The organism is Streptomyces sp. NBC_00250 (assembly GCF_036192275.1).
Classification (GTDB): Bacteria; Actinomycetota; Actinomycetes; order Streptomycetales; family Streptomycetaceae; genus Streptomyces.
The window spans coordinates 3168736-3194457 of sequence record NZ_CP108088.1; the positions used below are offsets into that span (position 1 = coordinate 3168736).

Consider the following 25722-nt stretch of genomic DNA (forward strand, 5'->3'; position numbering starts at 1 on the left):
GGAGAGGTGAGAAGCGAGAACACCCTCTTCCGTGGCGGCCCCCTCGACGGCCGGGTCCTGCCGATCCTGGTCGGCGCGACCGGGCACCCGCCGAAGTGGTACGAGGTCCCGGTCCCGGCCCACAACGGGCACCCGCCCACCCTGCACGCGTACCGGCGCGAGCCCGCGGGCCACACGAAGCGGCTGGGGATCCAGCGCGGCTGGGTCTACGAGTACGCCCCCGAGGGCCGTGAGCGGCGGGAGCTGAAGTGGCCTTGGTCGAAGCCGAGCGGCGGCGCGCCCCTTCCCGAGGACCGTGAGCCGAACGGGTGAGCCCGCCGGACGCGCCCCTTCTCGTACGGTAATCGGATGAATTGGCACGTCATCATCTCCGTGGAGGTGGTGACGTGTCGCGAAGGCTGCTGCGTACGGTCTGCGCGGGGGCACTCGCCGCGGCGACGGCACTCACGGGGGTCGCCCCGGCGGGTGCCACGGCCGCGCCGGAGCCCCCGGCCGATCCCCCCGCGGAGGCGCCCATCGCCTGGGCCGACCCGGCCGCGGAGCCGGTGGAACCGGTCGACCCGGCCGCGAAGCCGGTGGGTCCGGCCGCGAAGCCCGAGGAACCGGCCGACCCGGCATACCCGGCCGACCCTGTCGACCCGCCCGACCCGTCCGCGAAAGCCGTGGGACCGGCCGACCCGGAAGCCACTCCGGCCGGCCCCGCACCCTCCGCATCCCCCGCGCCCCCCGAAGCCTCGGAGTCCTCCTCCGCCGACGACGCCTCCGCCCTCCCTCCCGCCGGCGGCGACTCCGTCACCGCGCTGCTCACCCGGATGCGGACGCTCTACCGGCAGACCGAGGAGGCGACCGAGCGGTTCAACGCCGCCGAGGAGGCACTGAGGCTCCAGACCGCCGACACCAAGAAGGTCACCGCCCGGCTCACCGCCGCCCGTACCGCGCTGGCCCAGGGGCGGGCCGCGGCCGGCCGGATCGCCCGGGAGCAGTACCAGGGCAGGTCCGAGTTCTCCTCCTATCTACGTCTGCTCTTCTCGCCGGACCCCCAGTCGGCGCTCGACCAGGGGCATCTGATGGCGCGGGCCTCCCGCGACCGGGCCACGGCCGTGCCTCGACTGGAGAAGGCCGAGCGGCAGGCCGGCACGCTGGCGAGCGCCTCCCGCAAGGCGCTCGACCGGCAGCAGACCCTCGCCGCCGCGCAGCGCACCCGGCGCGACGAGGTGCGGGCCCGGCTCGCGGAGGTCGAGAAGCTGCTCGCCGGACTCTCCCCCGGGCAACTGGCCCGGCTCACCGAGCTGGAGCGGGTCCAGACGGCGGGGGCGCAGCGCGAACTGCTCGACTCGGGCGTCCTGGACGGCCGGCGCACCCCGTCCGGGGCGGGTGCGGCGGCGCTGCGGTTCGCCGTCGGCCAGATCGGCAAGCCGTACGAGTGGGGCGCGGAGGGCCCGGAGACGTACGACTGCTCGGGGCTGACCCAGCAGGCGTGGGCGTCGGCGGGCCGGGAGCTGCCGCGTACGAGCCAGGAGCAGTGGGCGACGCTGCCCCGGGTGCCGCTCGCCGAACTCCGTCCCGGGGACCTGGTGGTGTACTTCCCGGGCGCGACCCATGTGGCGGTCTACCTCGGCGAGGGCCTGGTGGTGCAGGCTCCGCGACCCGGCGGCAAGGTGAAGGTCTCCCCGATCGCGGCGAACCCGCTGCTCGGGGCCGTCCGCCCCGACCCGGACGGGGAGGCCCTGGCCGCGTACACCCCGCCGGTGCTTCCGGCGGGGGCGAGGGAGGGCGGCGACGAGGGTTACGACAACCCCGGCGGCTCCGGCCGATCCCACGACTCCGACGGCCCCGACGGCCCCGACGGCTCCTGAAGTCCCTTTCCCCGCCCACCTCTTGCTCCTGCAAGTAATATGCAACAAGCTTGACGGGTCCTTACCTGCCGCTCGTCGCGGATCGGAAGCGGAGCCTCGTCATGCCCAAGCTGCTGCCGGCCACCGGCCCCCAACGCACCCTCGCCGCCTCGAACTTCGTGAACACCGTCGGCAGCGGGCTCTTCCTGACCGCCGGAGTCCTGTACTTCACCCAGGCCGTGCACCTCTCGGCCGGCACGGTGGGACTCGGGCTCGGCATCGCCGGCATGCTCTCCCTCGCCGTGGGCATCGGGGTCGGCCACCTCGCGGACCGCCTCGGGGCGCGGGGCGTGTACGTCGCCACGCTGCTGGTGCAGGCGCTGGCGACGGGGGCCTTCGTGTTCGCGGACGGATTCTGGCCGTTCGTCCTCACGGTCTCGACGGCGACCGGGGCGAAGGCGGCCGGCCTGGCCGCCCGCGCGCCGCTGGTCCGACACTACGGAGGCGAGCGGCCGCAGGAGTTCCGGGCCTATCTGCGGGCCGTGACCAACGTCGGCATCTCCCTCGGCGCGCTGCTCGCCGGCTGGGCGGTCCAGGTCGGCACGCTCGACGCGTATCAACTCCTGGTCGTCGGGAACGCGTCGGCCTTCGCGGCCTCCGCCGTCGTGCTCTTCCTGCTGCCGCCGGTGGCACCCGCGCCCGTCGCCCGGGGGCCGCGGTGGATCGCGCTGCGGGACCGGCCGTATCTCGCGCTCACCGCGCTCGACGGGGTGATGGCGATCCAGTTCAAGGTGCTGACGGTGGCGATCCCGCTGTGGCTGGTGGGGTCCACCAGCGCCCCGCACTGGCTCGTCTCGGGCACCATGCTCGCCAACACGGTGATCGTCGTGGGGCTCCAGGTGCGGGCGAGCCGGGGCATCGACTCCCCGCGCGCGGGCGCCCACGCCTACCGCCGCGCCGGAGCGGCCTTCCTGGTCTCCTGTGCGCTGGTCCCGCTCTCGGCGGGGATGCCCGTGGCGGTGGCGGTCGGCCTGCTCCTGGCGGCCGTCGTGGTCCACACGGTCGGCGAACTGTGGCACTCGGCGGGCGGCTTCGAGGTGTCGTACGCCCTCGCCCCGCCCCAAGCCACCGGCCAGTACCTGGGCGTCTTCGGCCTCGGCGCGGGCCTCTCCGAGGCAGTGGGCCCCGGCCTCGTCATCGCCCTGTGCGTGGGCTGGGGCCGCCCCGGCTGGTACGTCGTCGGCGCGCTCTTCGCGCTGACGGGCCTGCTGACGCCGTGGGCGGTCCGCCGGGCGGAGGCCGCCGGGCGCTACGAGAAGAGGGAGATGATCCCGAGCACCCAGACGCCCACCATGATGACGACTCCCGCCAGGACACCGGCGCCCACCATCACTCCGGCGAGCGTCCACCCCTCGGCTCCCGGCACGTACTCGTCGTCCGCGTCCTCCGCGTAGGTGGCCGGGTCGTCCCAGTCGACCGGGTGTCCGAGCCGCTCGGCACAGGCGGTCCGCACCGCCGCGAGCCGCTCCTCGGCGACCGGGGTCGCCGCCAGCGCCTCGGGCCCGCGCCATGCCAGCGCCTTCATGCGCCGACCGGGAGTCCGGTAGCGGTCCTCGAAGGCGGCGGTCTCGTCCGTGCTCCGGTCCTCTTCGAGGTACATCCAGCGCCCCGCCTCGGCCGCGTCCCCGTACAGCCGGTACACCTCGGCGAGCCGACGTCGCAGCGTCAGGTCGTACGGGAACGACGAGACCAGCCCGCGCAGCCGCTGCCGCGCCATGGGGACCCGCCCGGCGACGAGGTCGGCATCCACACGGGCCAGGGTGTTCGACTGAGACATGAGCACATGATCGAGGATCGGAGCTCGGCGGCTCGACCCCTTTTCACGGCCCTGTCCATGCCGATGGCCGGCGCCCGAGCTTCGGGCACCGGCCATCGGGGGGGGCGGGTCAGGCTCCCGCGACCTCCGCCAGGTACGCGTTCGTCTTCTCCGGGTCGAAGAAGAAGTTCTCGAAGTCCGCGGGGTCGTTGAATCCGTTGGCGAAGCGGTCGGCCACCGGCTGGAGCTGGCCCGCCGCGCCGATCAGGTTCAGGACGTGCTCCGGCGGGACGCCCAGCATCGCGTTCGTCCACTTGGTGACGTGCTGGGCCGTCTGCCAGTAGCGGTCGAACGCGGACTGCATCCACTCCCCGTCGAACGGCTTGTCGCCGTGCTCGACGATCGCCGCCAGGTACGCGGCCGCGCACTTCGACGCCGAGTTGGAGCCCTGGCCGGTGATCGGGTCGTTGGCGACGACCACGTCCGCGACGCCGAGGACCAGACCGCCGCCGGGCAGCCGGCCGATCGGATTGCGGACCGTCGGCGCGTACCGGCCGGCCAACGTGCCGCCCGCGTCGGTCAGTTCGACCTTGGTGGCCCGCGCGTACTCCCAGGGCGTGAACTTCTCCATCAGCTCAAGCGTCAGCGACAGGTGCTCCGCCGGGTCCTTGATGCCCTGGAAGGCGTCGAGGGGGCCGCCGGGGATGCCCTCCCAGAAGAGGATGTCGGCGCGACCGCCCGTCGTCAGCGTCGGCATGACGAACAGTTCGCCGACGCCCGGGACCAGGTTGCAGCGGACCGCGTCGAAGTCCGGGTGCTCGGGGCGCGGGCCGAGACCGTGGACGTACGCGACGGCCAGCGCGCGCTGCGGCGCGTCGTACGGCGAACGGGAGTCGTCCCGGCCGAACATCGAGACCAGCTCGCCCTTGCCCGCCGCGACGAGCACCAGGTCGTAGCTGCGGGAGAAGTAGTCCAGGTCGCCGACGGCCGCGCCGTGGATCACCAGCTGGCCGCCGCGCTGGGCGAAGGTCTCCATCCAGCCGGCCATCTTCACCCGCTGGTCGACGGACTGGGCGAACCCGTCGAGCTTGCCGACCCAGTCGATCGCACGGCCGGCGTCGGGGGCGGCGACCGAGACGCCGAGGCCCTCGATGCGCGGGGCCTGGGACTCCCAGAAGTTGAGGCCGAGGTCCCGCTCGTGCTGGAGCGCGGTGTCGAACATGCACTGGGTGGACATGACCCGGCCGGACCGGATCTCGTCCGCCGTCCGGTTCGACATGAGGGTGACCTCGTACCCCGACGACTGGAGGCCGAGGGCGAGCTGCAGACCGGACTGGCCGGCGCCGACTATGAGTATCTTCCGCATGGGTGGTGCTCCTGGCGTGACGGGGAGATCTATTCGGGGGTGGCTTCGAGTGCGTGCGCGACCATCGCGAGCAGGCTCTCGACGACGCTGTACCGCTTGCGCGCGTCCATGATCACCACGGGTACGTGCGGGGGCACGGTGAGCGCCTCCCTGACGTCCTCCGTCTCGAACAGCTCGGTGCCCTCGAAGTGGTTCACGGCCACGATGTACGGAAGTCCGCAGCTCTCGAAGTAGTCGAGGGCCGGGAAGCAGTCGGTGAGCCGCCGGGTGTCGGCGAGCACGATCGCGCCGATCGCCCCGCGCACCAGGTCGTCCCACATGAACCAGAAGCGCTGCTGGCCCGGCGTGCCGAAGACGTACAGCACCAGGTCGTTGTCGAGCGTGATCCGGCCGAAGTCCATCGCCACCGTGGTGGTGAGCTTGTCCGGGGTGGCGGTGAGGTCGTCGGTGTCCTCGCTGGCCCGGGTCATCAGCGCCTCGGTCTGCAGCGGGGTGATCTCCGAGACCGCGCGGACGAAGGTGGTCTTGCCGACGCCGAAGCCGCCCGCGACGACGATCTTCGTCGCGATCGGGGCGCGGGTGTGGTCGAGCTGCCAGTCCTGCGCGCCTTCCTCCGCATCGGGTGCCGCGGCGGCCGGTTCGGCGGTATCTCGCTGGAACAGATCGCCCTGCGGGGCCTGGGGCTGCGTGGGGATGCCCGCCACCGGCGGCGCATCGGAGACAGCATCGGAAACGGCGGAGGCGTCAGAGACGACGGAGTCCACTCAGCACCCTTTCGAGGAGCGCGCGGTCGGGCTGGCCGGTGCCGTGACCGGTCCCGTACACACGGATCTTTCCCTGGTCGGCCAGGTCACTGAGCAGCACCCGGACGACCCCCAACGGCATCTTCAGAAGCGCCGAGATCTCCGCGACCGTCCGCATCCGGCGGCAGATCTCGACGATGGCCCGCATCTCCGGCATCAGACCGCGGGCGCCGGGCCCGCCGTCCGTCAGGACCTTGCGCACGGCGGGCGCTTCGAGCGCCGCCACGAAGGTCTCGACGAGCAGGACATGGCCGAAGCGGGTACGCCCGCCGGTCAGCGAGTACGGGCGGACGCGCGCGGGGCGGCGCCCGTCTCCGCGTACGGGCAGCCGGTGGGCGTGATGTCCCGCATACCCCGAAAACACTGACGTCACTGGGTGCTCTCCATCGATTTGCGCAGCTCACTGCGGACTTCGGGGGTGAGTACGTGACCGGCGCGGCCCACGAAGAGCGCCATGTGGTAGGCCACCACGCTCATGTCGCAGTCGGGCGTGGCGTGCACGCCGAGCAGCGATCCGTCGCTGATCGACATCACGAAGACGCTGCCCTCCTCCATCGCCACCATGGTCTGCTTGACCCCGCCACCGTCCATCAGCCGGGCGGCGCCGATGGTCAGGCTGCCGATGCCGGAGACGATGGTGGCCAGGTCGGCGCTGGAGCCGCGCGGCCCGTCGGGACGGCCGGCTTCGGCGGCGGCCGTCGTGCTCTGCTGGGTGGCCGGGTCGGACGAGAGCAGCATCAGGCCGTCGGAGGAGACGACGGCGACCGAGCGGACCCCGGGCACCTCCTCCACCAGATTCCCCAGCAGCCATTGCAGGTTGCGGGCTTCCGTGCTCAGTCCGAACGTTCCCGTCGCAGTCAACTGCGTGCCTCCTCGACTGTGTCCCCCGTCATCTCCTCTGTACGTGCAGTCCTTACGGCTTCCGTCCGTGCCGTGTCCATCTCCGCCTCCACGTCGCGTCGCCCGGCCTTGGCGCCCTGGTGGAAGCCGCCGAGGCGGCGGCGCAGGGCCTCCGCGTCCACGCCGCCCTGGCGGGGAGTGGTGGCGGGGCCGGCCGGGCGGACCACCTGCGGGGTGCGCTTGGGCAGGCCCTTGTCGGTGACCCGCTCCCACTGCGCGGCGCGCGGCCCGGGAACCGGCTGGTCGGAGACCGGCTCGGGGGCGGGGGGAGCCGAGGGCTCCTCGTACGGCGCGGGCTCGGTGACCAGGTCGGTGACGATCTCGGCGGCGGCCAGGTCGGTGGCGCGCTCGTGGGCGTCCGGCTCCGGCGGCGGGTCGGGCAGCCGGACCTGGAGCGTGGTCTCGGAGACGGACTCGCCGAGGGCGGCGGGAGCGGGCACGGCCTCTTCGTACGCGGGCTCGGTCTCTTCGTGGGCCTGCCGGAGCTCTTCGTACGCGGGCAGGGCCTCTTCGTGGGCCTGCCGGGGCTCTTCGTACGCGGGCTCCGGCTCGGGCTCGTACAGCGACTCCGGCTCCGGCTCCGGCTCGTTCTGCTGTTCCCTCGCCGCGGTCACCTCCGCCGCCATGAACGCCCGCTCCGCCGCTTCCACGAGCGGGTCGCGGGTCCGGGACGGCAGCGTGTTGGAGTTGGCCTCCGCGGCCGAGCCGGGCAGGTGGAGCGTGGGGGCCGCGCCCGCCACTCGTACGGGCTCCGTCACGGTGGTGGGCAGGGCGGCGGGCAGCAGGGGCTGCGGCAGGACCACGACGGCCGCCGTGCCGCCCGGCTGCTGCTCGCGCAGCTCGACGCGGACGCCGTGGCGGGCGGCGAGCAGGGCGACGACCCGCATGCCGAGTCCCTCGCCCTCGAAGGCGGCGGGGTCGGCCTCGGCCAGGCGCGCGTTGAGCTCGGCGAGCCGGGAGGCGGTCATGCCGATGCCCGCGTCCTGCACGGAGAGCATCACCTCACCGGACTCCAGGAGCCAGCCGGAGAGCTGGACCTCGGCGTCGGGCGGCGAGAAGGAGGTCGCGTTCTCCAGGAGTTCCGCGACGAGGTGGCTCAGGTCGTCCGCGGCGAAGCCGGCGATCTGGGCGTGCGGCGGCAGGGACTGGATGGTGACCCGCTCGTACCGCTCGATCTCGCTGACGGCGGCGCGCAGCACGTCGACCAGCGGGACGGGCCCGGGGTGGCCGTGGACGTGCTCGTGGCCCGCGAGGACGAGGAGGTTCTCGCTGTGGCGGCGCATGACGGTCGCCATGTGGTCGAGCTTGAAGAGGGTCGCGAGGCGGTCCGGGTCCTGCTCGCGCTCCTCCAGCTTCTCGATGACGCCGAGCTGCCGCTCGACGAGCCCGAGGCTGCGCAGCGAGAGGTTGACGAAGGTGTGGTGGACGGTGCCGCGGAGTCCTTCGAGGTCGGCGGTGAGGAGCGCGACCTGGCCCTGGAGCTCGGCCCGCTGGGTGGCGAGCTCGGCTCCGAGGGCCTCCTTGGCGGCGGTGAGGTCGGCCTGGCCGTCGGTGAGGCGCTCGGTGAGGCGCTCGTTCTGCGCGGCGAGGTCGGAGAGCTTGCCGCGCAGGGTGTTGAGGGAGCGGACGACCTGCGCGAACTCGTCGTTGCGGCCGGTGAAGCGGACCGGCTCCTCGGTGTGCGGCGCGGGGGCGGCGGCGAGCCGGGCGGCGCCGATGCGGAGGACGGCGAGCGGCCTGGTGAGGGTGCGGGCGACGTAGGTGGAGATGCCGACCGCGACGAGCAGACAGCCGCCGAGGAAGGCGATGCGCAGTTCGAGGGCGGTGACGTCGTCGTCGCGGAGCGCGCCGAGGCGTTCGACCTGCTCGGCGGCGAGGGCGGATTCGACACCGCGCATCTGCTCGATGCGGGCGGAGAGGGCGGCTTCGACGCCTGCCGGATCGGTCTCGCGCTCGGTGTCCGTCAGCCGGGGCTGGTCGGTGAGGGTGGCGAGCGACCGCTCGGCGCTCTTGACGTCGGGGCCGGCCACGGTGGCGGCGAGGGAGTCGCGGGCGGCGGCTCCGGCGGCCTGGTCGAAGTCGCCGAGGGCGGCGAGTTCTCGGACCCGGGCCTGCTGGGCGGCGGCGGTGAGGGTGTCGCGGGCGCGGTCGGCCTCGGCGGCGCCCTCGGGCACGTCGGGGACGTAGGTGCCGGTCTCGGGGTCGTAGTGGACGTCCCCGGTGGGCTCGGGCTGCGGCACGGAGAGCGCGGCGAGGAGCAGGCCGCGGGTGGCGGAGGCCTGTTCGACGGCGCGGCCGAGGGCGGCGGGGGCGCGGGTGGCCTCGGTGAGCGCGGTGTCGGAGGCGCGGGCCGGGGTCTTGTCGGCGAGCTCGTCGGCGAGGGCCTGGAGCTTGGCGATGACCTCCGAGTAGGCCCGGTGGGCCTCCAGGGCCGTGCCCTTGCCGGTGAGGGCGGTACGGCGGACGGAGGGGACGCCGGCGAGGTCGCGGCGGAGCTCGGCGGAGGCGGCGGGCCGGATCTCGTCTATCTGGCGGTCGACGCGGGTGGACCGGGTGCTGGTGATCTGGCGCTTGTTCTTGCCGCTCTGGGCGTCGCGGCCGGCGGCGATGTAGGCGACGACCTCGTCGCGCTCGTCGGCGAGGGAGTGGGCCAGCGTGACGGCCTGCCGGTCGAGTTCGGCGAGGGTGACCAGGCTCTGGGAGTCGTTGAGCTCGGCGGAGGCGGCGAGGATCGCGGGGGCTCCGGCGACGATGACCGTGATGCCGACGAGCGCGACGCCGGCGACGAGACGGTTGCGGACCCGCTTGGGGCGGCCGGCGGGGGGCTTGGGCTGTGCCGGGGCCTGGGGCTGCACGGGGTGGCCGGTGGCGGCGTTGCCGGTGGGTGCCGTGGCGGCCCCGTCGTCCGGGGTCGACGCTGCACCGGGGGTCTGGCTCCGCGTGCCGTTCTTGCTCCGAGGCCGCTTCATCTGCACCGGTGCTCGCATTCTTGACTCGTCCGCCCACAAAGCAGAGGTGACGGCCGGTCACATGGAGCGCCCCCACCCCTGGTATGGCTTCCGACCATTCCAGCGCTTCTGGGAAGGGGGCGCGCATCGGCCGCTCCGCCACCCGAACGAGTGAACAACACTCATGAGTTGGCGAACAACTTCTCAGGGCCGGTCCCCAGGGCTCCGAAGGGCCCCCGGTTGGATCTTCCGGGCGGGCTTTGGCAGGATGCCCGCCCGCAGCTCCCCGGAGGCGGCCGCTCCGCCTCGCGCGCCGCTCCCCCAGGGTTGGTACAGGCCATTTCCGGGCATTTGCAGGTCCGGTGAAGAGTTGTCACCGGTCCGGGCACACTGGTCGTCATGCGCAGCGATGTCGCCTCCCTCCCCGGCAGCCCCGAACGCCCCAACGAGGACTGGGTGGCCGCAGCTCTGCCCGCCTCGGGCGGCGGCGGGACCGTCGTCCTCCTCGACGGCGTCACCCCGCCCGCCGGTGATGACGGTTGTGTGCACACCGTGCCGTGGTTCACCGCCCGCCTCGGTGGGGCTTTGACCGAACTGTCCGCTTCCCGCCCGGACATGCCCCTGTCCGAGATCCTGTCGCTGGCAATCCGGCGCACCGCGGACGCCCACCGGGACACCTGTGACCTTTCTCACGCACGTACGCCTCAGGCGACCGTCGTGCTCGCCCGCTGGGACGAGACCTCGGTCGAACACCTCGTCCTCTCCGACTCCGTACTCCTCCTGGAGTCCCCGGACGGGGCCGTACGGGCCGTGCTCGACGACCGGCTCGACCGCGTCCCGGACGAGATCCTGCGCTCCCACGCGGCGACGGACCGGCTGCGGAACCAGGAGGGCGGCTTCTTCACCGCGGCGGCCGACCCGGCGGTCGCGGAGCGGGCGGTGACCGGGACGAGCCCGCGCGCGGAGGTACGGTCCCTGGCCGCGCTCACGGACGGGGCGAGCCGCTGGGTGGAGCTGTTCGCCATGGGCGACTGGACGGACTGCTTCGGCGTCCTGCGCGAGGAGGGGCCGCTGGGCCTGATCCGCCGGGTGCGGGTCCTTGAGGAGGCGGACCGGGCGGCGGGCGGGACGCGCCGCTGGAAACCGCACGACGACGCGACGGCGGTGCTGGTGGAGCTGCGGGACCGCTGAGCACCCGTCCTCGGGGTCCCGGGCCCGCTCCGCGCGGCCTCAGCCCTCGGATCTGACGTTGAAGTGGTTCAGGAGGCGGGCGAGTTCGGCGACCTCGGCACGGTCCCAGTCGGCCAGCTTGCGGACGTACCGCTCGCGCCGGGCGTCCCGCACGTGCCGGAAGCGGTCGCGGCCCTCCTCGGTGAGCCGGACCAGCGAGGCGCGCCCGTCGGCGGGGTCGGGGTCGCGGGCGACGAGCCCGAGGTCTTCGAGGGCCCGGAGCTGGCGGCTCATGGTCGCCTTGCCGACCCCGAAGTACCCGGCGAGTTCGGTGGCCCGCTGGGGCCCGGCGTCGTCGAGGCGTACGAACAGGCCGTAGGCGGCGGGCTCCAGTTCGGGGTGGACCTCACGGGCCATCTCACCGGACTGGGCGCGGGCGCGGCGCAGGAAGACGGCGAGTTCGCGTTCGAGCGCGAGGAACTCCCGGTCGACGGAGGCGGGCGAGGTGTGCGGTTCGGCACCGGCGGCGGCCGGGCTGTGCGCTTCCGTGCCGGCGGGCGAGGTGTCCGGTTCCGCACCGACGGCGGGCGAGGTGCGCGGTTCCGCACCGGCGGGCTGGGCGTGCGGATCCGCGCCGGCGGGCTGGGCGCCCCCGCCTTCACTTCCCGTACGGCTTGTGTGCACGTCAGCACCTCTCAGGCGTTCCCCGGCGACTTGGCGACGGTTTTCGCGCCACTTCCAGTCGCTGAAAGTTTCTTTCGGCCGAGGCCATCGCCGCAGCTCCTCCAGTATTTCGCAGGCGTAGACCAACGGCGGTAACCAGGCCCCCTTCCATGGGCCGGGTCTACGTGCGTAGCGTCGTCTCCGGCAGCCTTGCTGACATGTCCACACCAGGACCCTTTCGGTGCCAGGACAGCTCGGCCTGCGCCAGGACCGCCGACCTCGCTCCCCCCACCGATCCTTTCGGAGGCACGCAATGCGTGTGCACAGATCCGGAACGACCCTCGCCGGTGCCGCGCTCGCGGCCCTGGCCCTCCTCCTCCCCCTCGCCGCGTCCGCCGGCGCCACCCAGGACCCGGCCGCCCGACAGCTGCCCGCGCGCGGCTCCGCCAGCATGGGCATGGGCGTCCTCGCCCACGACGGACAGGGCTCCTCCCCCGGCGGCGTCTCCACCCGGGCCGTCCAGACCGAAGGCGTGGACGTCTCCAGCCACCAGGGCAACGTCGCCTGGTCCACCCTGTGGAACAGCGGCGTCAAGTGGGCCTACGTCAAGGCGACGGAGGGCACCTACTACAAGAACACCTACTTCAACCAGCAGTACACCGGCTCGTACAACGTCGGCATGATCCGGGGCACGTACCACTTCGCGACCCCGGACACGACGACCGGCGCGGCCCAGGCCGACTACTTCGTCAACAACGGCGGCGGCTGGTCGCCGGACGGCCGGACCCTGCCGGGGGTGCTCGACATCGAGTGGAACCCGTACGGCGCGACCTGCTACGGCAAGACCCAGGCCGGGATGGTGGCCTGGATCCGCGACTTCGTGAACCGGTACAAGGCCAGGACCGGGCGGGACGCCGTCATCTACACGGCGACCAGCTGGTGGACCCAGTGCACCGGCAACTCCTCCGCCTTCGCCACGACCAACCCGCTGTGGATCGCGCGGTACGCCGCGACGGTGGGCGAACTCCCGGCCGGCTGGCAGTACTACACGATGTGGCAGTACACCTCCTCCGGCCCGACGGTCGGCGACCACAACCACTTCAACGGCGACCTCTCGCGGGTGCAGGCGCTCGCGAACGGCTGACGCCCCGACAGCGCAGGGCGGCCCCCGGGTGTGCGGCACCCCGGGGGCCGCTTCGGCTTTTCCGACCCATCCCCTTGCCTATTGGTATGGACCAATGCGAAGCTCTACGGCGATCGCCCGGGATTCAACTTCCGTGCGCTCAGCGCGCGTTGCTCGTTCCGTCCTCCCCCACGAGAGAGAGCCCCCGCATGCCGTCCTCCCGCCGTACCGCCACCGGCGTCGCCGCCCTGTCCGCCGCAGCCGCCCTCGTCAGCCTCACCCCCACCACCGCGAGCGCCCACGGTGCCGTCTTCAACCCCGTGAGCCGCGTCGCCGCCTGTTACGCGGAGGGCCCCGAGACCCCCAAGTCGCAGGTGTGCAAGGACCTCGTCGCCGACTCCGGCACCCAGCCGCTCTACGACTGGAACGAGGTCAACATCGCCAACGCCGCCGGACAGCACCAGGCCCTCATCCCGGACGGCAAGCTCTGCTCGGCGAACCGAGAGAAGTACCGGGCGCTCGACTGGGCGCGCACCGACTGGCCGGCCACGGCGGTCGCCGCGGGCGCCTTCGACTTCAAGGTCCGGGTCACGGCCGCCCACTCCGGCACCATGACCGTCTACATCACCAAGCCGGGCTTCGACCCCACGCAGCCCCTGAAGTGGTCGGACCTGGACGCGACCCCCGTCGCCGTCTACAACACCACCCGCACGGCCACCGACGGCTACTACAACTTCACGGGCAACCTCCCCGCCCGCACCGGCCGCCACATCGTCTACAAGGTGTGGCAGCGCAACGACAGCCCCGAGGCCTTCTACAGCTGCTCGGACGTCACCTTCGGCGGTACGGCCGCGCAGGCGACCACGACGAAGGCCCAGGCCCCGACCGAGGCGAAGATCGCGGCGGGCGCCGACCTCTCCACCGTCAGCCACGCGGGACACGGCGGCGACGAGCAGGCCCCGGCCCTCTCCGCGGAGACGGCCGAGACCCCCACCTCGCCGCTGCCCATGGCCCTCGCGGGCGCGGGCGCCCTCGCCGCCTTCGCGGGCGGCAGCCTGCTCCTGGGCCGCCGCCGGAACTCGTCCGCCTCCTAGGCCCTGTTCAAGGAGGTCCCAGGATCCCCTCGGGAACCGGGAAACTCCTAGGAGCCGGACGTCGCAAGCGGGAAGAGGGCGGTGAGCCGGGGTATCGCCACCCCCTCCGGACGAGACCCCCGGGGCTCGTCGCCCTCTTCCCACTCCCCCTCGAAGTCCCCCGAGAGCTCGTCCGCGAGCTCCTCGGCGAGGTCGTCGACGGCATCCGCGAACTCCTCGCCCTCGTCGTCCTCCTGGCCGGTCAGCTCGTCGTACGCCTCCTGCGCCACGAAGTCGAGGCCGTCCCACTCGGGCCACTCGTCGTCGTCCCACTCGTCCCGGTGCCGGCCGACGAGGGCCCGTATCCCCGGCACGTCGGCCAGCGCGTCGGGGTCGGCGACCACCGACTCGTACACCTTCCGCCCCTGCCCGACCAGCCAGAGGGTGAAGTAGTGGAAGCCGTCGTCCGTGCAGTCTCCGCTCTCGATCCGGTTCGCCGCCCGGAAGACCGCTCGCGTGCCCGCGACCTCGCAGGCGTCCTCAAGGCGCACCTGGAACTCCACGCTCTCGGCGGGCGGGCGCCGGAGCAGCTCCGTGCGCAGCCACTCCGTCCGGTCGTCCAGGTCACCGGGGCGGCGGCTCAACTCGTCGATGAGAGCCCAGAAGGCGTCTTCGTTCATGCGTACGAGCATGACACCCCTGGCTGACATCCGGGTGACGAATTACCTGCGGGTATGCGCACGCGCAGGACATGACGGAGCGGGGTGCCCCGTCGAGGGCACCCCGCTCCGTCTCTCCGTCGTACGGGAGTTACGCCGCCGCCACTCCCACCGGCACCGCCGCCGGCGACAGGGCGATCTCCAGGACCTGGCGGACGTCCGTCACCGGGTGGACCTCCAGCTTCTCCAGGATCTCGGCCGGGACGTCGTCCAGGTCGGCCTCGTTCCGCTTGGGGATCACGACCGTGGTGATGCCCGCCCGGTGCGCGGCGAGGAGCTTCTGCTTCACGCCGCCGATCGGGAGGACCCGGCCGGTGAGGGAGACCTCGCCGGTCATGGCCACGTCCGTACGGACAAGGCGCCCGCTCAGCAGGGAGGCGAGGGCGGTCGTCATCGTGACGCCCGCGCTCGGGCCGTCCTTGGGGACCGCGCCCGCCGGGAAGTGGATGTGCACGCCCCGGTCCTTGAGTCCGGTGACGGGCAGTTCCAGCTCCGCGCCGTGCGAGCGGAGGAAGGAGAGCGCGATCTGCGCCGATTCCTTCATCACGTCGCCGAGCTGACCGGTGAGGGTCAGTCCGGCGGCGCCGGTCTCCGGGTCGGCCAGGGACGCCTCGACGAAGAGGACGTCACCGCCCGCGCCGGTCACGGCGAGCCCGGTGGCGACACCGGGGACGGCGGTGCGGCGCTCCGCCGGGTCCTGGGCCGACTCCGGCACGTGGTGCGGCCGTCCGATGAGCTCGCGCAGGCCGTCGGGACCGACCGTGAACGGCAGTTCCCGGTCGCCCAGTTCGTGCTGGGCCGCGATCTTGCGGAGCAGCCGGGAGACGGACCGCTCCAGGGTGCGTACGCCCGCCTCGCGGGTGTACTCGCCGGCCAGCTTGCGCAGGCTCGCGTCCTCCAGGACGACCTCGCCGGGCTCCAGGCCCGCGCGCTCCAGCTGCCGGGGCAGCAGGTGGTCGCGGGCGATGACGACCTTCTCGTCCTCCGTGTAGCCGTCGAGCCTGACCAGCTCCATGCGGTCGAGCAGTGCCTCCGGGATGGCTTCGAGGACGTTGGCGGTGGCCAGGAAGACGACGTCGGAGAGGTCGAGTTCGACCTCCAGGTAGTGGTCGCGGAAGGTGTGGTTCTGCGCCGGGTCGAGGACTTCGAGGAGGGCCGCCGCGGGGTCGCCGCGGAAGTCGGAGCCGACCTTGTCGATCTCGTCGAGCAGGACCACCGGGTTCATGGACCCGGCCTCCTTGATGGCGCGGACGATCCGGCCGGGCAGGGCGCCGACGTAGGTCCTGCGGTGACCGCGGATCTCCGCCTCGTCCCGTACGCCGCCGAGGGCGACCCGGACGAACTCGCGTCCCATCGCGTGCGCGACGGACTCGCCGAGCGAGGTCTTGCCGACGCCGGGCGGGCCGACGAGGGCGAGTACGGCTCCGCCGCGGCGGCCGCCGACCACGCCGAGGCCGCGCTCGGAGCGCCGCTTGCGCACGGCCAGGTATTCGGTGATCCGCTCCTTCACGTCGTCCAGGCCCGCGTGCTCGGCGTCGAGGACGGCGCGGGCGCCGCGGATGTCGTACCGGTCCTCCGTCCGCTCGTTCCACGGGAGTTCGAGGACGGTGTCCAGCCAGGTGCGGATCCAGGAGCCCTCGGGGGACTGGTCACTGGACCGCTCCAGCTTCTCGACCTCCTTGAGGGCGGCCTCTCGGACCTTCTCCGGCAGGTCGGCGGCCTCCACGCGGGCGCGGTAGTCGTCGGACTCGTCGGCTGCGTCCTTGGCGGACTCGCCGTTGAGGTCGCGGAGCTCCTTGCGGACGGCTTCGAGCTGGCGGCGGAGCAGGAACTCGCGCTGCTGCTTGTCGACGCCCTCCTGGACGTCCTTGGCGATGGTCTCTGCGACGTCCTGCTCGGCGAGGTGCTCGCGGAGCTGGGCGGTGGCGAGCTTGAGGCGGGCGACCGGGTCGGCGGTCTCCAGGATCGCGACCTTCTGCTCGACGGTGAGGAAGGGCGAGTAGCCGGAGTTGTCGGCGAGGGCGCCGACGCCGTCGATCTGCTGGACCCGGTCCACGACCTGCCAGGCACCGCGCTTCTTGAGCCAGCTGGTGGCGAGCGCCTTGTACTCCTTGACCAGGTCGCTGACCTGGCCGGGCAGCGGGTCGGGCAGGGTCTCCTCGACGGTGCTGCCCTCGACCCACAGGGCCGCGCCGGGCCCGGTCGTACCGGCACCGATGCGCACGCGGCCGATGCCGCGGATGAGGGCGCCGGGGTCGCCGTCGGAGAGTCGTCCGACCTGCTCGACGGTGCCCAGGACGCCGGTCGCGGCGTAGGTCCCGTCGACGCGGGGCACGAGCAGCACCCGCGGCTTGCCCGCTCCGGGTCGCGCGGCGGCCTGGGCGGCCTCGACGGCGGCCCGTACGTCGTTGTCGGACAGGTCGAGCGGCACCACCATTCCGGGCAGCACGACCTCGTCGTCGAGCGGCAGCACAGGCAGAGTGAGCGGCACGGACGGCTTGGAGTCAGAAGCCATGATCTCCCCTTCGGCAGTCAAGTTGAGCTATGCCGACTCAATGCATGTGAGCCCATGAATGTTCCCGGACGCTCGTTCGCTCTGAGCGATCACTCTCCCCCGAAGCCCCGTCCAGCAGATGTAATACCTCCATGGATATAGCAGCCATTACGTCAGCGTGGGTGTCGGGCTGGACCGTCTCCCGGGGGACCCCCGCCGCCGTCACCGAGACCTGGGGCTACCGGATCGACGTGGGACTGCCCCGGCACGTCGTGCGGCACGTCCTTCCGACCCCCGACGAGGCCTCGGTCCGCGCTCTCTGCGCCCGGCTCACCGCCCCGTACAGCTGGCTCAAGATCATGGCGGGCCCCGAGGACGCGGGCGCGTGGATCACCGACGGATGGACGGTCCCCGACGACCCGGGCTTCATGATGGTCAAGCCGCTCGACCCCGGCGCCCGGCCCGCACCGCCGGAGGGGTACGCGCGGACCACCGAGGTCCGGGACGGCGTCATCCGGGTCCGGATCGTCGCCCCCGACGGCGCCCTCGCCGCGCGCGGCCAGATCGCCCCGACCGGCTCCACCGCCGTCGCCGACCAGATCGAGACGGCCCCCGAGCACCGGCGGCGCGGCCTCGGCGCGAACGTCATGCGCACCCTGGAGGCGGCCGCCGCCCAGGCGGGCGCGGAGACCGGGGTGCTCGCCGCGACCACGGACGGACTCGCGCTGTACGACTCGCTGGACTGGCGCTACCGGGGCCCGCTCACCGGAATCGTGCGGGACGGAACCTGACCGTCCGGCTGCGCGGGACGCCCCGTACCCGGCATGCTCGGTCCATGGTGCGAGGCGTACGGGGAACATGGTGCGGGGCGCTGCTTCTGGCCGGGGTCCTGGTCGGCGGTGCGAGCGCGTGCGGGGAGGCGGCGCCGCCCCCGCCCGGCACGACGCCGTCGGGGGTGAGCGGACCGGCCGTGCCGAGCGCCACGACGACCCCCGGCACCACGACGGATCCGAGCGTCACGACGACCCCCGGCACCACGACGGATCCGAGCGCCACGACGGACCCGGGCACCCCTACGAGCCCCGGCACCGCGACCGCGACACCCCCCGGCACCACTCCGGCGGCCGACCCCCAGCCGGGCGAGGTGCTCGTCGAGGTCGTCGTCAGCGGCGGCCTCGCCGGTGTGCGCAACCAGCTCGTCGTCCACTACGACGGCTCCTGGACCAGCCGCTCCGGCACCGAGCCGCCCCGCACCGGGCGGCAGACCCCCGCCGAGGTCGCCGAGCTCAGGGCCGCCCTGGAGGACCCCGCGTTCGCCCGGGTCCCGGAGCACCCGACGGACAGCCCGATCGCCGACGGCTTCCAGTACCAGGTGACGTACCGCGGCCGCATCGTCGTCGCGGGCGACGGCGAGCGCCCGCCCGCCCTCCGGCGGGTCTTCGCCGCCCTCCCGGAGGGCGGCCCGCCGACGCACCCGTGAGCCGGGCGGCGCGACGCGAGAACCGGACCCGCAAGCGAGAACCACGTACCGAGCAGCCGGCGGCGAGAACCGGAGAGCCGGAAGCGAGACCCGAGAACCGAACCGGGGCACGCGCGCGATAGAGAAGGCGTGAGACTGTTGCGCCCCGCAGGGGGAGGCCCCTCCGGGGGCGACGAGGACGACGACGCGGCGCTGCTGCGCGCGGTCGCCCGGGGAGACTCCGAGGCACTCGCCGCGCTGTACGACCGGCACGCCGGCTGGCTGCACGCCCGCCTCGCCCGGCGCTGCCCGGACGAGGAGACCGTACGGGAGGTCCTCCAGGACACCTTCGTCACGGTCTGGCGCTCCGCCGGCGGCCACCGGGGCCGGGGCGAGGCCGGCGGCTGGCTCTGGGTGATCGCCGCCCGGCGCCTGGTGGACGCCCAGCGGGCCCGGGCCCGCGCGGAACGGGTCGTGGAACGGGCGGCCGAACGCGCCGCCGCGTCCACGGAGCCGCCCGCCGCCGCGCCCTCCGCCGAGGAGCGGGTGCTCGCGGGCCTGGAGTACGGGGAGGTGGGCGCCGCCCTCGACCGGATATCGCCCGAACTCGCCGAGGTCCTGCGGGCGACCGTCGTCGACGGCCTGACGACCCGCGAGACCGCCCGGCTCCTCGGCATACCCGAGGGCACCGTCAAGACCCGCGCCCTGCGCGCCCGCCGCGAGCTGCGCGCCGCGCTCGGGGCGGCACACCCCGGGGGCCCGCACGCCTTGGGAGGCACCGCATGACGGCAACCCGACGCCCCGGAGCCCCTGGCACCCCCGGGGCCGCCGAGACCCCTGGGACCACCGGGTCCCCCTGGCACGTCTCCGACGCCCTCGCGCTCCGGTACGCCGACGGGTCCGCCGCCGAGACCGACGCCTGGTCGCTGGAGAAGCACGTCGAGTCCTGCGCGAACTGCGCGGGCCGCGTCTCGGCGGCCGTACGGGCCGGTGCGGCGGGGCCCGTCCTCGCGGCCGTGCGCGCCGAGCTCCTGACCTCTCTCGGACACCGGCCCGCCCCCGCGGAGTCCGCCGGCCCCGTCTCCCCCGTCGGCAACCCCCTCGGGCGGTGGGCGCGGGTCTGGTGGGCCGTCGGGCCCGCGCTGCGCGGTTCCTGGGTGGTGGCCGTGGCCCTCGTCGTCGGCGGGGCCTTCGGGCTCGCCTACGGGGCCGGGTTCCAGGGGGCGCGGAGCCTGCTGCTCGCCCTGGCGCCCGTCCTTCCGCTCGCCGGGGTCGCCGTCTCGTACGGACGCCACGCCGACCCCCTGTACGAGATCACCGCCGCCACGCCGTCCGGCGGACTGCGGCTGCTGCTCACCCGTACCGCGGCCGTCCTCGCCGTGTGCGTGCCGCTGCTCACCGCGGGCGGGGCGCTGCTGCCACCGGTGGCCGGGTTCCCGGGGGCCGCCGCCTGGCTGCTCCCCGGCCTGGCACTGACCCTGGCCACGCTCGCGCTCGGTTCGTTCGTCGGCTGCCGGGCGGCGGCGGCGACGCTCGGCGGCGGGTGGCTGCTCGCCGTCACCGGCCCCCTGCTCGGGCAGCCGGGCGCGGGCACGGGGCCCGCTTCCGGAGCCGCCGCCCTCGCCCCGTACTTCTCCGGCCCCACCGCGCAAGGGGCGTGGGCGGCCGCCGCGCTGGCCTGCGCGGCCCTCCTCGCGCTGCGGCGCCGTTCCTTCGACCACCTGGAGCCCCGGTGAACCCCACCCACGCCGTCGCGGTGAGCGGACTGACCGTCCGCCACCGCCGTACCGTCGCCCTCGACCGGCTCGATCTGTCCCTCGGCCCCGGCGTCCACGGCCTGCTCGGCCCGAACGGGGCCGGGAAGACCTCCCTCATCCGGGTCCTCGCGACCGTCGCCGCGGCCTCCTCCGGCCGGGTGGAGCTGCTCGGCGGGGACGCCACCAGCCCCCGCGAACGCACCGACATCCGGCGTCGGCTCGGCTATCTGCCGCAGGAGTTCGGCTACTACCCGGCCTTCACCGTGCGGGAGTTCGTCGCGTACGTCGCCTGGCTCAAGGAGGTGCCGGCCGACCGGGTTCCGGCGGCGGTGGAGCGCGCGGTGCGGCGGGTCGGGCTCGGCGACCGGATCGACGCGAAGATGAAGACCCTGTCGGGCGGCATGGTCCGGCGTGCCGGGATCGCCCAGGCCATCGTGAACGAGCCGGAGTTGCTGCTGCTCGACGAGCCGACGGCCGGCCTCGATCCGGAACAGCGGGTCGACTTCCGGTCGCTGCTGCGGGAGTTGGGCACGGAGGCGACGGTGGTGGTCTCCACCCACCTGGTGGAGGACGTGGCCGCGGCCTGCACCGAGGTCACCCTCATCGAGGCGGGCCGACTCGCCTTCCAGGGCACCACGGCCGAACTCACCGCGCTCGGCGGCGAGTCCACCGAAGGGAACGACTCCACCACGCACGCGGTGGAGCGGGGCTACACGGCCGCCCTGCGCGCCCACCGGGCGCCCGCGGGCGACGCGAAGGAGGCGCTCCGGTGACCAGCACCCTCACCCCTCCCCGTGCCGGACGGGCCGCTCCCGCGCGCAAGCCCCTCGCCATCGAGCTGCGGCGCGGACTGGGTCCCTGGACCGGCGCCGCCGTCGCCCTCACCCTCCTGGTCACGATGTACGGCAAGGCTCCCGGCTGGCAGGTCCATTGGGCCGATGCCACGAACATGCTGCACGTGGCCGCCGGGCTGCTCGCCGGACCGCTCGCGCTCGCGGCCGGCTGCTGGCAGGGCGGCCGGGACCGGCGGCGTGGAACGACGGACCTCTGGGAGTCCGCCCCCCGACCGCCCCTGCGCCGCCTGCTCGTCGCGGTGGCCCCCTCCGCGCTCTGGCCCGCCGCCGGGGTGCTGCTGGCCGACGCCGTCTGTCTCCTCTCGACCTGGCCGTACGTCACCGCCGGCCGCCCCTACCTCGAACTCGTCGCCGCCGACACGGTGGCCGTCGCCGCCCTCGGCGCGGTGGGCCATGTCGTCGGGCGTACGGTCCGCTGGCGGCTCACGGCCCCGCTGCTCGGCATCGTCGGGTACGTGGTGCTGGGGATGGGCTCGTACCAGGAAGGCACCCTCCGCTGGCTCAGCCCCGCCGGCGAGCACCAGTTCTTCTGGGACCGGCCGGTGTGGTGGTTCGGTCCGGTGTCGATGGCCTGGACGGCGGGGCTCGCGCTCACCGCGCTCCTCGCGTACGGGCTGCGCGGGGCCCGGCTGTGGCCGCTCACCCTGGTGCCGGCGGCCGTCGCGGTCGCCGCAGCCGGGCTGATCGCGGGTCTGCCGCGGGACGGGGGGCCGTGGCGCCACGACCCGGCGTTGGCCCGGCAGGTCTGCGACGACGGCACCCCGCAGGTGTGTCTGACGGCCGTGGACGAGGGGCTGCTGCCGGAGGTGTCGGCGGCGCTCGCCCCGCTGAACGCGCGGCTCAAGGGGGTGCCCGGCGCCCCGGTCCGGTGGGTCGGCGGTCCGTTCGGGCCCGCCCACCCCGGTGACGTCGCGCTGCCCTCCGTCGGGCAGGACGCGGTGCGCGGCCGGCTCCCGCACCCCGATCTGTATCTGAACTCGGCCGTGTTGTGGCTGTTCTCGGACACGTGCCGGCAGGGTGACCTCGCCGGTCCGAACGCGGAGCGGGCGAGCCTCGTCAACCTCGCCGTCACCGAGTGGCTGGCGCCGACGCCCGAGGGCTACGGCCCCGATACGACCGCCGCGAAGCCGTACATCGACCGGCTCGACGCCAAGTCCCCGGCGGAGCAACGCGCCTACCTGACCCGCTATCTGGCGGCGAACACCTGCCACCCGGACGAGGTGCCGGTCCCGTGAGGCTCTCCCGCACCGGTCCGACGAGGCTCTCCCGTATCGATCCCGTGCGTCTCGGCCGCCCCCACCCGATGAGGCTCTATCTGCGCTCCCGCGCCCTGCCCGGCGCGCTGGCCGCCCTCGTCGCCACGGCGGCGGCCGGCGCCTGGGCGGCCCGGTGGCTGGAATCGCTGCCCCGCTTCGACCACACGGCCCGACTGCCGGTGGTCGTCCTCGGCCCGCTCCTCGCGGCCGCCGCCGTCGGCACCAGCCTGCACACGCCGAGCGACGAGCTGGACCGTACGGCGGTACGCGCGTGGTGGCCCCGCCGTCTCGCCCATCTGCTCGTCCCGGCCGCCCTCGCCACCCTGCTGTTCGCCCTGGCGGTACCCGGCCACGCGGACGAGTTCGGCGTGCTCGCCGTCGTCCGCAACACGCTGGGGCTCATGGGGATGACGGCGGCCGCCGCAGCTGTCGTCGGCGCCCGGCTGAGCTGGCTGCCGCCGGCCTTCTTCGTGGGCACGGTCTATCTCGCGGCCCCGTCCCGGCCGGGCGGTGCGGCGCAGTGGTGGGCCTGGGTGATGCAGCCGGGCCCGCAGGGCGGCGCGTGGACGATGGCGGTCGGCGCCTTCGTGGCGGGCACGGGCCTGTACGCGTGGCGGGGCGTGCGCCGGGTGTCCGGCGAGTCCTGAGGAGCCGCGCGGGGGTGCCGGTCCCGTGACCCGCGCCGTCACCTCTCCTGTCCGAATCGTTTCTGCCGTGTCCGGATCCCATCCCCCCTCCCCCATAAGGTGTTTGTCCCCGTCGCCGTCGCCCGGTAAGGATGGCCGGGGCCCGACTGCCGAGCCGAGAGCGGAGAGACCGACCATGTCAGGAACCGTCACCCTCGACCGCCGCGAAGGACCGTACGGAGAGGTCGTGCTGCGCCGCCGCGACGAGCACTTCGAGATCATCGCCAACGGGACCTTCCTGATGGACACCTCCGACGGGCGCTCGGAGCGGCGACTGATCGACGCGGCGCAGGCCGCGCTCCCCGAGCGGTCCCGCTCCGGCGCGTCCGTCCTCGTCGGCGGACTCGGTGTCGGTTTCTCCCTCGCCCACGCCGCCGCCGACCCCCGCTGGGGCCGGATCGCGGTCGTCGAGCGGGAGGAGGCCATCATCGAATGGCACCGGCAGGGACCGCTCGCCTCGGTCTCCGGGGCCGCGCTGGCCGATTCCCGGACAGTGATCCTGCACACGGACCTGGTGGCCTATCTCCGGACCTCCCCCGACACCTACGACGCCCTCTGTCTGGACATCGACAACGGGCCCGACTGGACGGTCACCGAGGACAACGAATCCCTGTACGCGGCCGAGGGTTTGGCGGCCTGTGCGGCCCGGCTGAACCCGGGCGGAGTGCTCGCCGTTTGGTCCGCCCGACCCTCTGCCGATTTCGAAGAGTCGTTGCGGAATGCCGGATTCAGCGGGGTACGGACGGAAGAGATCCCCGTTGCCCGGGGCGTCCCCGACGTGGTCCACCTCGGGGTCCGTCCTGAATAAGTCCTGGATAGCCGGGACGCCACCGGTACCTCTAGGCTGCTGAGCCGACATCGGCGACGCGAGGCGGGGCAATGGAGCAGACACACACCACTCACCACGGTGCGGCGGCCACTCCGGGTGCCCAGCGCCGGGTGCTCGTGGTCGAGGACGACGCGACGATCGTCGAAGCGATCTCCGCGCGGCTGCGCGCCGAGGGCTTTCTCGTCCAGACGGCGACCGACGGCCCCGCGGCCGTGGACGCGGCCGAGGCATGGCAGCCGGACCTGATGGTCCTCGACGTGATGCTGCCCGGTTTCGACGGCCTGGAGGTGTGCCGCCGGGTCCAGGCCCAGCGCCCCGTCCCGGTCCTCATGCTGACCGCCCGCGACGACGAGACCGACATGCTGGTCGGCCTGGGCGTGGGCGCGGACGACTACATGACCAAGCCGTTCTCGATGCGGGAGCTGGCCGCCCGGGTGCACGTGCTGCTGCGCCGGGTGGAGCGGGCCGCGCTGGCGGCGGTCACCCCGCGCAGCGGCATCCTGCGCCTGGGCGAGCTGGAGATCGACCACGCGCAGCGCCGGGTCCGGGTGCGCTCCGAGGACGTGCACCTGACCCCGACCGAGTTCGACCTGCTGGTCTGCCTGGCGAGCACGCCCCGGGCGGTGCTCTCCCGCGAGCAGCTCCTGGCCGAGGTGTGGGACTGGGCGGACGCCTCGGGCACCCGGACCGTGGACAGCCACATCAAGGCGCTCCGCCGGAAGATCGGGGCCGAGCGGATCCGTACGGTCCACGGCGTCGGTTACGCGCTGGAGACCCCGGCGCTGTGAGCCGGCTGGGGCCCAGGGGGCCGCGGGAGCTGCGGGGGCCGGGCGGCGAGGTGCACCGGCGGCGCCGGATCGTGATCTCGATCAAGACCAAGCTGGGTGCGCTGGTCGTCGGGGCGGTCCTGCTGACCTCGGGTCTCGCCCTGGTGGCCATCCGCACGTCCACGGAGTTCCGGTACATCACGATCTTCGCGATGATCGCGACCCTGCTGATCACCCAGTTCGTGGCGCAGTCCCTGACGGCGCCGCTGGACGAGATGACCACGGTGGCCGGGACGATCTCGCGCGGGGACTTCACCCGGCGGGTGCGGGGCGCGGACCGGCGCGACGAGCTGGGCGACCTGGCCTCGACGATCAACCGCATGGCGGACGATCTGGAGGCGGTGGACCGGCACCGCAAGGAGCTGGTGGCCAATGTGTCGCACGAGCTGCGGACCCCGATCGCCGCGCTCAGGGCCGTACTGGAGAACGTCGTGGACGGGGTGTCCGAGGCGGATCCGGAGACGATGCGGTCGGCGCTGAAGCAGACGGAGCGGCTGGGCCGGCTGGTGGAGACGCTGCTGGATCTGTCACGTCTTGACAACGGTGTCGTGGCGCTGCGGGCGAGCCGTTTCGAGGTCTGGCCGTATCTGTCCGGAGTTCTGCGGGAAGCGAACCTGGCCGCCTCGCAGCGCGGCCTCTCGTCCACCTCGGGCCTGCACAACCGCACCGACGTCCATCTGCACCTGGACGTGTCGCCGCCCGAGCTGGTGGCGCACGCGGACGCGGAGCGGCTGCACCAGGTGATGGCGAACCTGATCGACAACGCGGTGAAGCACTCGCCGCCGCACGGCCGCGTCACGGTGAGGGCCCGGCGCGGCCCGTACCCGGACTCCCTGGAGCTGGAGGTCGAGGACGAGGGTCCCGGCATCCCGGAGTCGGAGCGGCACAAGGTCTTCGAGCGCTTCAACCGGGGCGCCGCGCCGCTCCGGCAGGGCCCGGGCAGCGACGGCGGTACGGGCCTCGGGCTCGCGATCGCCCGCTGGGCGGTGGATCTGCACGGCGGCGGGATCGGGGTGGCCGAATCATCACGCGGCTGCCGGATCAGAGTCACTCTTCCGGGCAGCCTTCCGCCGAGAGATTGACGTAGGGTTCGAACCGGAAGAGCTCGTTCTGCGTGTACATGAGCGGGACGTGATCAGGGGTG

At 73.6% G+C, this 25722-nt stretch carries 24 protein-coding genes and 1 pseudogene; 16 read left to right on the forward strand and 9 right to left on the reverse strand.

The annotated features are described in order from the left end of the window. Positions 1-6: 6 nt before the first annotated feature. The 3 genes and pseudogenes from OG259_RS13995 to OG259_RS14005 form a co-directional block, all read left to right on the forward strand. Positions 7-312: a hypothetical protein gene (locus OG259_RS13995; protein ID WP_328942568.1), complete on the forward strand. Its 306-nt coding sequence runs from the start codon at positions 7-9 to the stop codon at positions 310-312. Between the two features lie 74 nt (positions 313-386). Further along, complete coding sequence (locus tag OG259_RS14000) at positions 387-1856, forward strand: C40 family peptidase (protein ID WP_328942569.1); 1470 nt, start codon at positions 387-389, stop codon at positions 1854-1856. Positions 1857-1957: 101 nt separating this feature from the next. Beyond that, positions 1958-2869: pseudogene (locus tag OG259_RS14005) on the forward strand (MFS transporter); the annotation flags it as partial. Between the two features lie 275 nt (positions 2870-3144). On the opposite strand, the gene OG259_RS14010 reads toward OG259_RS14005, so the two are convergent. The 6 genes from OG259_RS14010 to OG259_RS14035 form a co-directional block, all read right to left on the reverse strand. Beyond that, positions 3145-3672 (reverse strand): DUF6584 family protein, encoded by a 528-nt coding sequence (locus OG259_RS14010; RefSeq protein ID WP_328942570.1) that lies wholly within the window; start codon positions 3670-3672, stop codon positions 3145-3147. A 109-nt stretch (positions 3673-3781) separates the two neighbouring features. Continuing rightward, complete coding sequence (locus OG259_RS14015) at positions 3782-5017, reverse strand: styrene monooxygenase/indole monooxygenase family protein (RefSeq protein WP_328942571.1); 1236 nt, start codon at positions 5015-5017, stop codon at positions 3782-3784. A 29-nt stretch (positions 5018-5046) separates the two neighbouring features. Further along, a complete protein-coding gene (locus tag OG259_RS14020; protein ID WP_443052127.1) occupies positions 5047-5679 on the reverse strand; it encodes a GTP-binding protein in 633 nt (210 codons plus the stop codon). 82 nt (positions 5680-5761) lie between these two features. Further along, a complete protein-coding gene (locus OG259_RS14025) occupies positions 5762-6193 on the reverse strand; it encodes a DUF742 domain-containing protein (RefSeq protein WP_328942573.1) in 432 nt (143 codons plus the stop codon). Next, positions 6190-6681: a roadblock/LC7 domain-containing protein gene (locus tag OG259_RS14030; RefSeq protein WP_266896625.1), complete on the reverse strand. Its 492-nt coding sequence runs from the start codon at positions 6679-6681 to the stop codon at positions 6190-6192. The genes OG259_RS14025 and OG259_RS14030 overlap by 4 nt, the downstream gene beginning before the upstream one ends. After that, positions 6678-9707 carry a sensor histidine kinase gene (locus OG259_RS14035; protein WP_328942574.1) on the reverse strand — a complete coding sequence of 1010 codons (3030 nt, stop codon included), beginning with the start codon at positions 9705-9707 and terminating at the stop codon, positions 6678-6680. Before OG259_RS14035 ends, OG259_RS14030 begins: the two co-directional genes overlap by 4 nt. Positions 9708-10067: 360 nt before the next feature. Between OG259_RS14035 and OG259_RS14040 the strand changes: the two genes are divergently transcribed. Beyond that, entirely contained in the window at positions 10068-10859 is a 792-nt protein-coding gene (locus OG259_RS14040) for a hypothetical protein (RefSeq protein ID WP_328942575.1), read from the forward strand. A 39-nt stretch (positions 10860-10898) separates the two neighbouring features. On the opposite strand, the gene OG259_RS14045 is transcribed toward OG259_RS14040, so the two are convergent. Next, complete coding sequence (locus tag OG259_RS14045; protein ID WP_328947085.1) at positions 10899-11285, reverse strand: MarR family winged helix-turn-helix transcriptional regulator; 387 nt, start codon at positions 11283-11285, stop codon at positions 10899-10901. 529 nt (positions 11286-11814) lie between these two features. Here OG259_RS14045 and OG259_RS14050 point away from each other — a divergent pair. Together OG259_RS14050 and OG259_RS14055 are read left to right on the forward strand one after the other, a co-directional pair. Further along, entirely contained in the window at positions 11815-12645 is an 831-nt protein-coding gene (locus tag OG259_RS14050) for a lysozyme (protein ID WP_328942576.1), read from the forward strand. Between the two features lie 188 nt (positions 12646-12833). Further along, on the forward strand, positions 12834-13718 hold the full coding sequence (locus OG259_RS14055; protein WP_328942577.1) for a lytic polysaccharide monooxygenase auxiliary activity family 9 protein: 885 nt from the start codon (positions 12834-12836) through the stop codon (positions 13716-13718). A gap of 47 nt (positions 13719-13765) precedes the next feature. On the opposite strand, the gene OG259_RS14060 is transcribed toward OG259_RS14055, so the two are convergent. Beyond that, a complete protein-coding gene (locus OG259_RS14060) occupies positions 13766-14377 on the reverse strand; it encodes a DUF4240 domain-containing protein (RefSeq protein WP_328942578.1) in 612 nt (203 codons plus the stop codon). Between the two features lie 130 nt (positions 14378-14507). Continuing rightward, positions 14508-16931, reverse strand: a complete 2424-nt coding sequence (lon, locus tag OG259_RS14065) for an endopeptidase La (RefSeq protein ID WP_328942579.1) — start codon at positions 16929-16931, stop codon at positions 14508-14510. A 131-nt stretch (positions 16932-17062) separates the two neighbouring features. Between lon and OG259_RS14070 the strand changes: the two genes are divergently transcribed. The 10 genes from OG259_RS14070 to OG259_RS14115 all read left to right on the forward strand — a co-directional run bounded on the left by OG259_RS14070 (position 17063) and on the right by OG259_RS14115 (position 25660). Then, on the forward strand, positions 17063-17701 hold the full coding sequence (locus OG259_RS14070) for a GNAT family N-acetyltransferase (protein WP_328942580.1): 639 nt from the start codon (positions 17063-17065) through the stop codon (positions 17699-17701). Between the two features lie 44 nt (positions 17702-17745). After that, positions 17746-18390, forward strand: coding sequence for a hypothetical protein (locus OG259_RS14075; RefSeq protein ID WP_328942581.1), 645 nt, complete (start codon positions 17746-17748; stop codon positions 18388-18390). Between the two features lie 129 nt (positions 18391-18519). Further along, the gene (locus tag OG259_RS14080; protein WP_328942582.1) at positions 18520-19155 is read left to right on the forward strand and encodes an RNA polymerase sigma factor; all 636 of its coding nucleotides are present in this window, start codon (positions 18520-18522) and stop codon (positions 19153-19155) included. After that, complete coding sequence (locus OG259_RS14085; RefSeq protein WP_328942583.1) at positions 19152-20105, forward strand: zf-HC2 domain-containing protein; 954 nt, start codon at positions 19152-19154, stop codon at positions 20103-20105. The genes OG259_RS14080 and OG259_RS14085 overlap by 4 nt, the downstream gene beginning before the upstream one ends. Further along, a complete protein-coding gene (locus OG259_RS14090; RefSeq protein ID WP_328942584.1) occupies positions 20102-20899 on the forward strand; it encodes an ABC transporter ATP-binding protein in 798 nt (265 codons plus the stop codon). The genes OG259_RS14085 and OG259_RS14090 overlap by 4 nt, the downstream gene beginning before the upstream one ends. After that, positions 20896-22215: a hypothetical protein gene (locus OG259_RS14095; RefSeq protein ID WP_328942585.1), complete on the forward strand. Its 1320-nt coding sequence runs from the start codon at positions 20896-20898 to the stop codon at positions 22213-22215. The genes OG259_RS14090 and OG259_RS14095 overlap by 4 nt, the downstream gene beginning before the upstream one ends. A 68-nt stretch (positions 22216-22283) precedes the next feature. Further along, positions 22284-22883: a hypothetical protein gene (locus OG259_RS14100; protein WP_328947086.1), complete on the forward strand. Its 600-nt coding sequence runs from the start codon at positions 22284-22286 to the stop codon at positions 22881-22883. A gap of 175 nt (positions 22884-23058) precedes the next feature. Next, positions 23059-23730, forward strand: coding sequence for a spermidine synthase (locus tag OG259_RS14105; RefSeq protein WP_328942586.1), 672 nt, complete (start codon positions 23059-23061; stop codon positions 23728-23730). Positions 23731-23801: 71 nt separating this feature from the next. After that, on the forward strand, positions 23802-24539 hold the full coding sequence (locus tag OG259_RS14110; protein ID WP_030207163.1) for a response regulator transcription factor: 738 nt from the start codon (positions 23802-23804) through the stop codon (positions 24537-24539). Between the two features lie 50 nt (positions 24540-24589). Beyond that, positions 24590-25660 carry a HAMP domain-containing sensor histidine kinase gene (locus OG259_RS14115; protein WP_266900898.1) on the forward strand — a complete coding sequence of 357 codons (1071 nt, stop codon included), beginning with the start codon at positions 24590-24592 and terminating at the stop codon, positions 25658-25660. Positions 25661-25722: the final 62 nt, after the last annotated feature.

Excerpts from the sequence above, each read along its gene's own strand:
- OG259_RS14010 (WP_328942570.1), bottom strand. The coding sequence starts at position 3,672 with ATGTCTCAGTCGAACACCCTGGCCCGTGTGGATGCCGACCTCGTCGCC.
- OG259_RS14015 (WP_328942571.1), bottom strand. The coding sequence starts at position 5,017 with ATGCGGAAGATACTCATAGTCGGCGCCGGCCAGTCCGGTCTGCAGCTC.
- OG259_RS14085 (WP_328942583.1), top strand. The coding sequence starts at position 19,152 with ATGACGGCAACCCGACGCCCCGGAGCCCCTGGCACCCCCGGGGCCGCC.
- OG259_RS14055 (WP_328942577.1), top strand. The coding sequence starts at position 12,834 with ATGCCGTCCTCCCGCCGTACCGCCACCGGCGTCGCCGCCCTGTCCGCC.
- OG259_RS14075 (WP_328942581.1), top strand. The coding sequence starts at position 17,746 with ATGGTGCGAGGCGTACGGGGAACATGGTGCGGGGCGCTGCTTCTGGCC.
- lon (WP_328942579.1), bottom strand. The coding sequence starts at position 16,931 with ATGGCTTCTGACTCCAAGCCGTCCGTGCCGCTCACTCTGCCTGTGCTG.
- OG259_RS14105 (WP_328942586.1), top strand. The coding sequence starts at position 23,059 with ATGTCAGGAACCGTCACCCTCGACCGCCGCGAAGGACCGTACGGAGAG.
- OG259_RS14070 (WP_328942580.1), top strand. The coding sequence starts at position 17,063 with ATGGATATAGCAGCCATTACGTCAGCGTGGGTGTCGGGCTGGACCGTC.
- OG259_RS14100 (WP_328947086.1), top strand. The coding sequence starts at position 22,284 with ATGAGGCTCTATCTGCGCTCCCGCGCCCTGCCCGGCGCGCTGGCCGCC.
- OG259_RS14035 (WP_328942574.1), bottom strand. The coding sequence starts at position 9,707 with ATGCGAGCACCGGTGCAGATGAAGCGGCCTCGGAGCAAGAACGGCACG.
- OG259_RS14110 (WP_030207163.1), top strand. The coding sequence starts at position 23,802 with ATGGAGCAGACACACACCACTCACCACGGTGCGGCGGCCACTCCGGGT.
- OG259_RS14040 (WP_328942575.1), top strand. The coding sequence starts at position 10,068 with ATGCGCAGCGATGTCGCCTCCCTCCCCGGCAGCCCCGAACGCCCCAAC.
- OG259_RS14050 (WP_328942576.1), top strand. The coding sequence starts at position 11,815 with ATGCGTGTGCACAGATCCGGAACGACCCTCGCCGGTGCCGCGCTCGCG.
- OG259_RS14060 (WP_328942578.1), bottom strand. The coding sequence starts at position 14,377 with ATGAACGAAGACGCCTTCTGGGCTCTCATCGACGAGTTGAGCCGCCGC.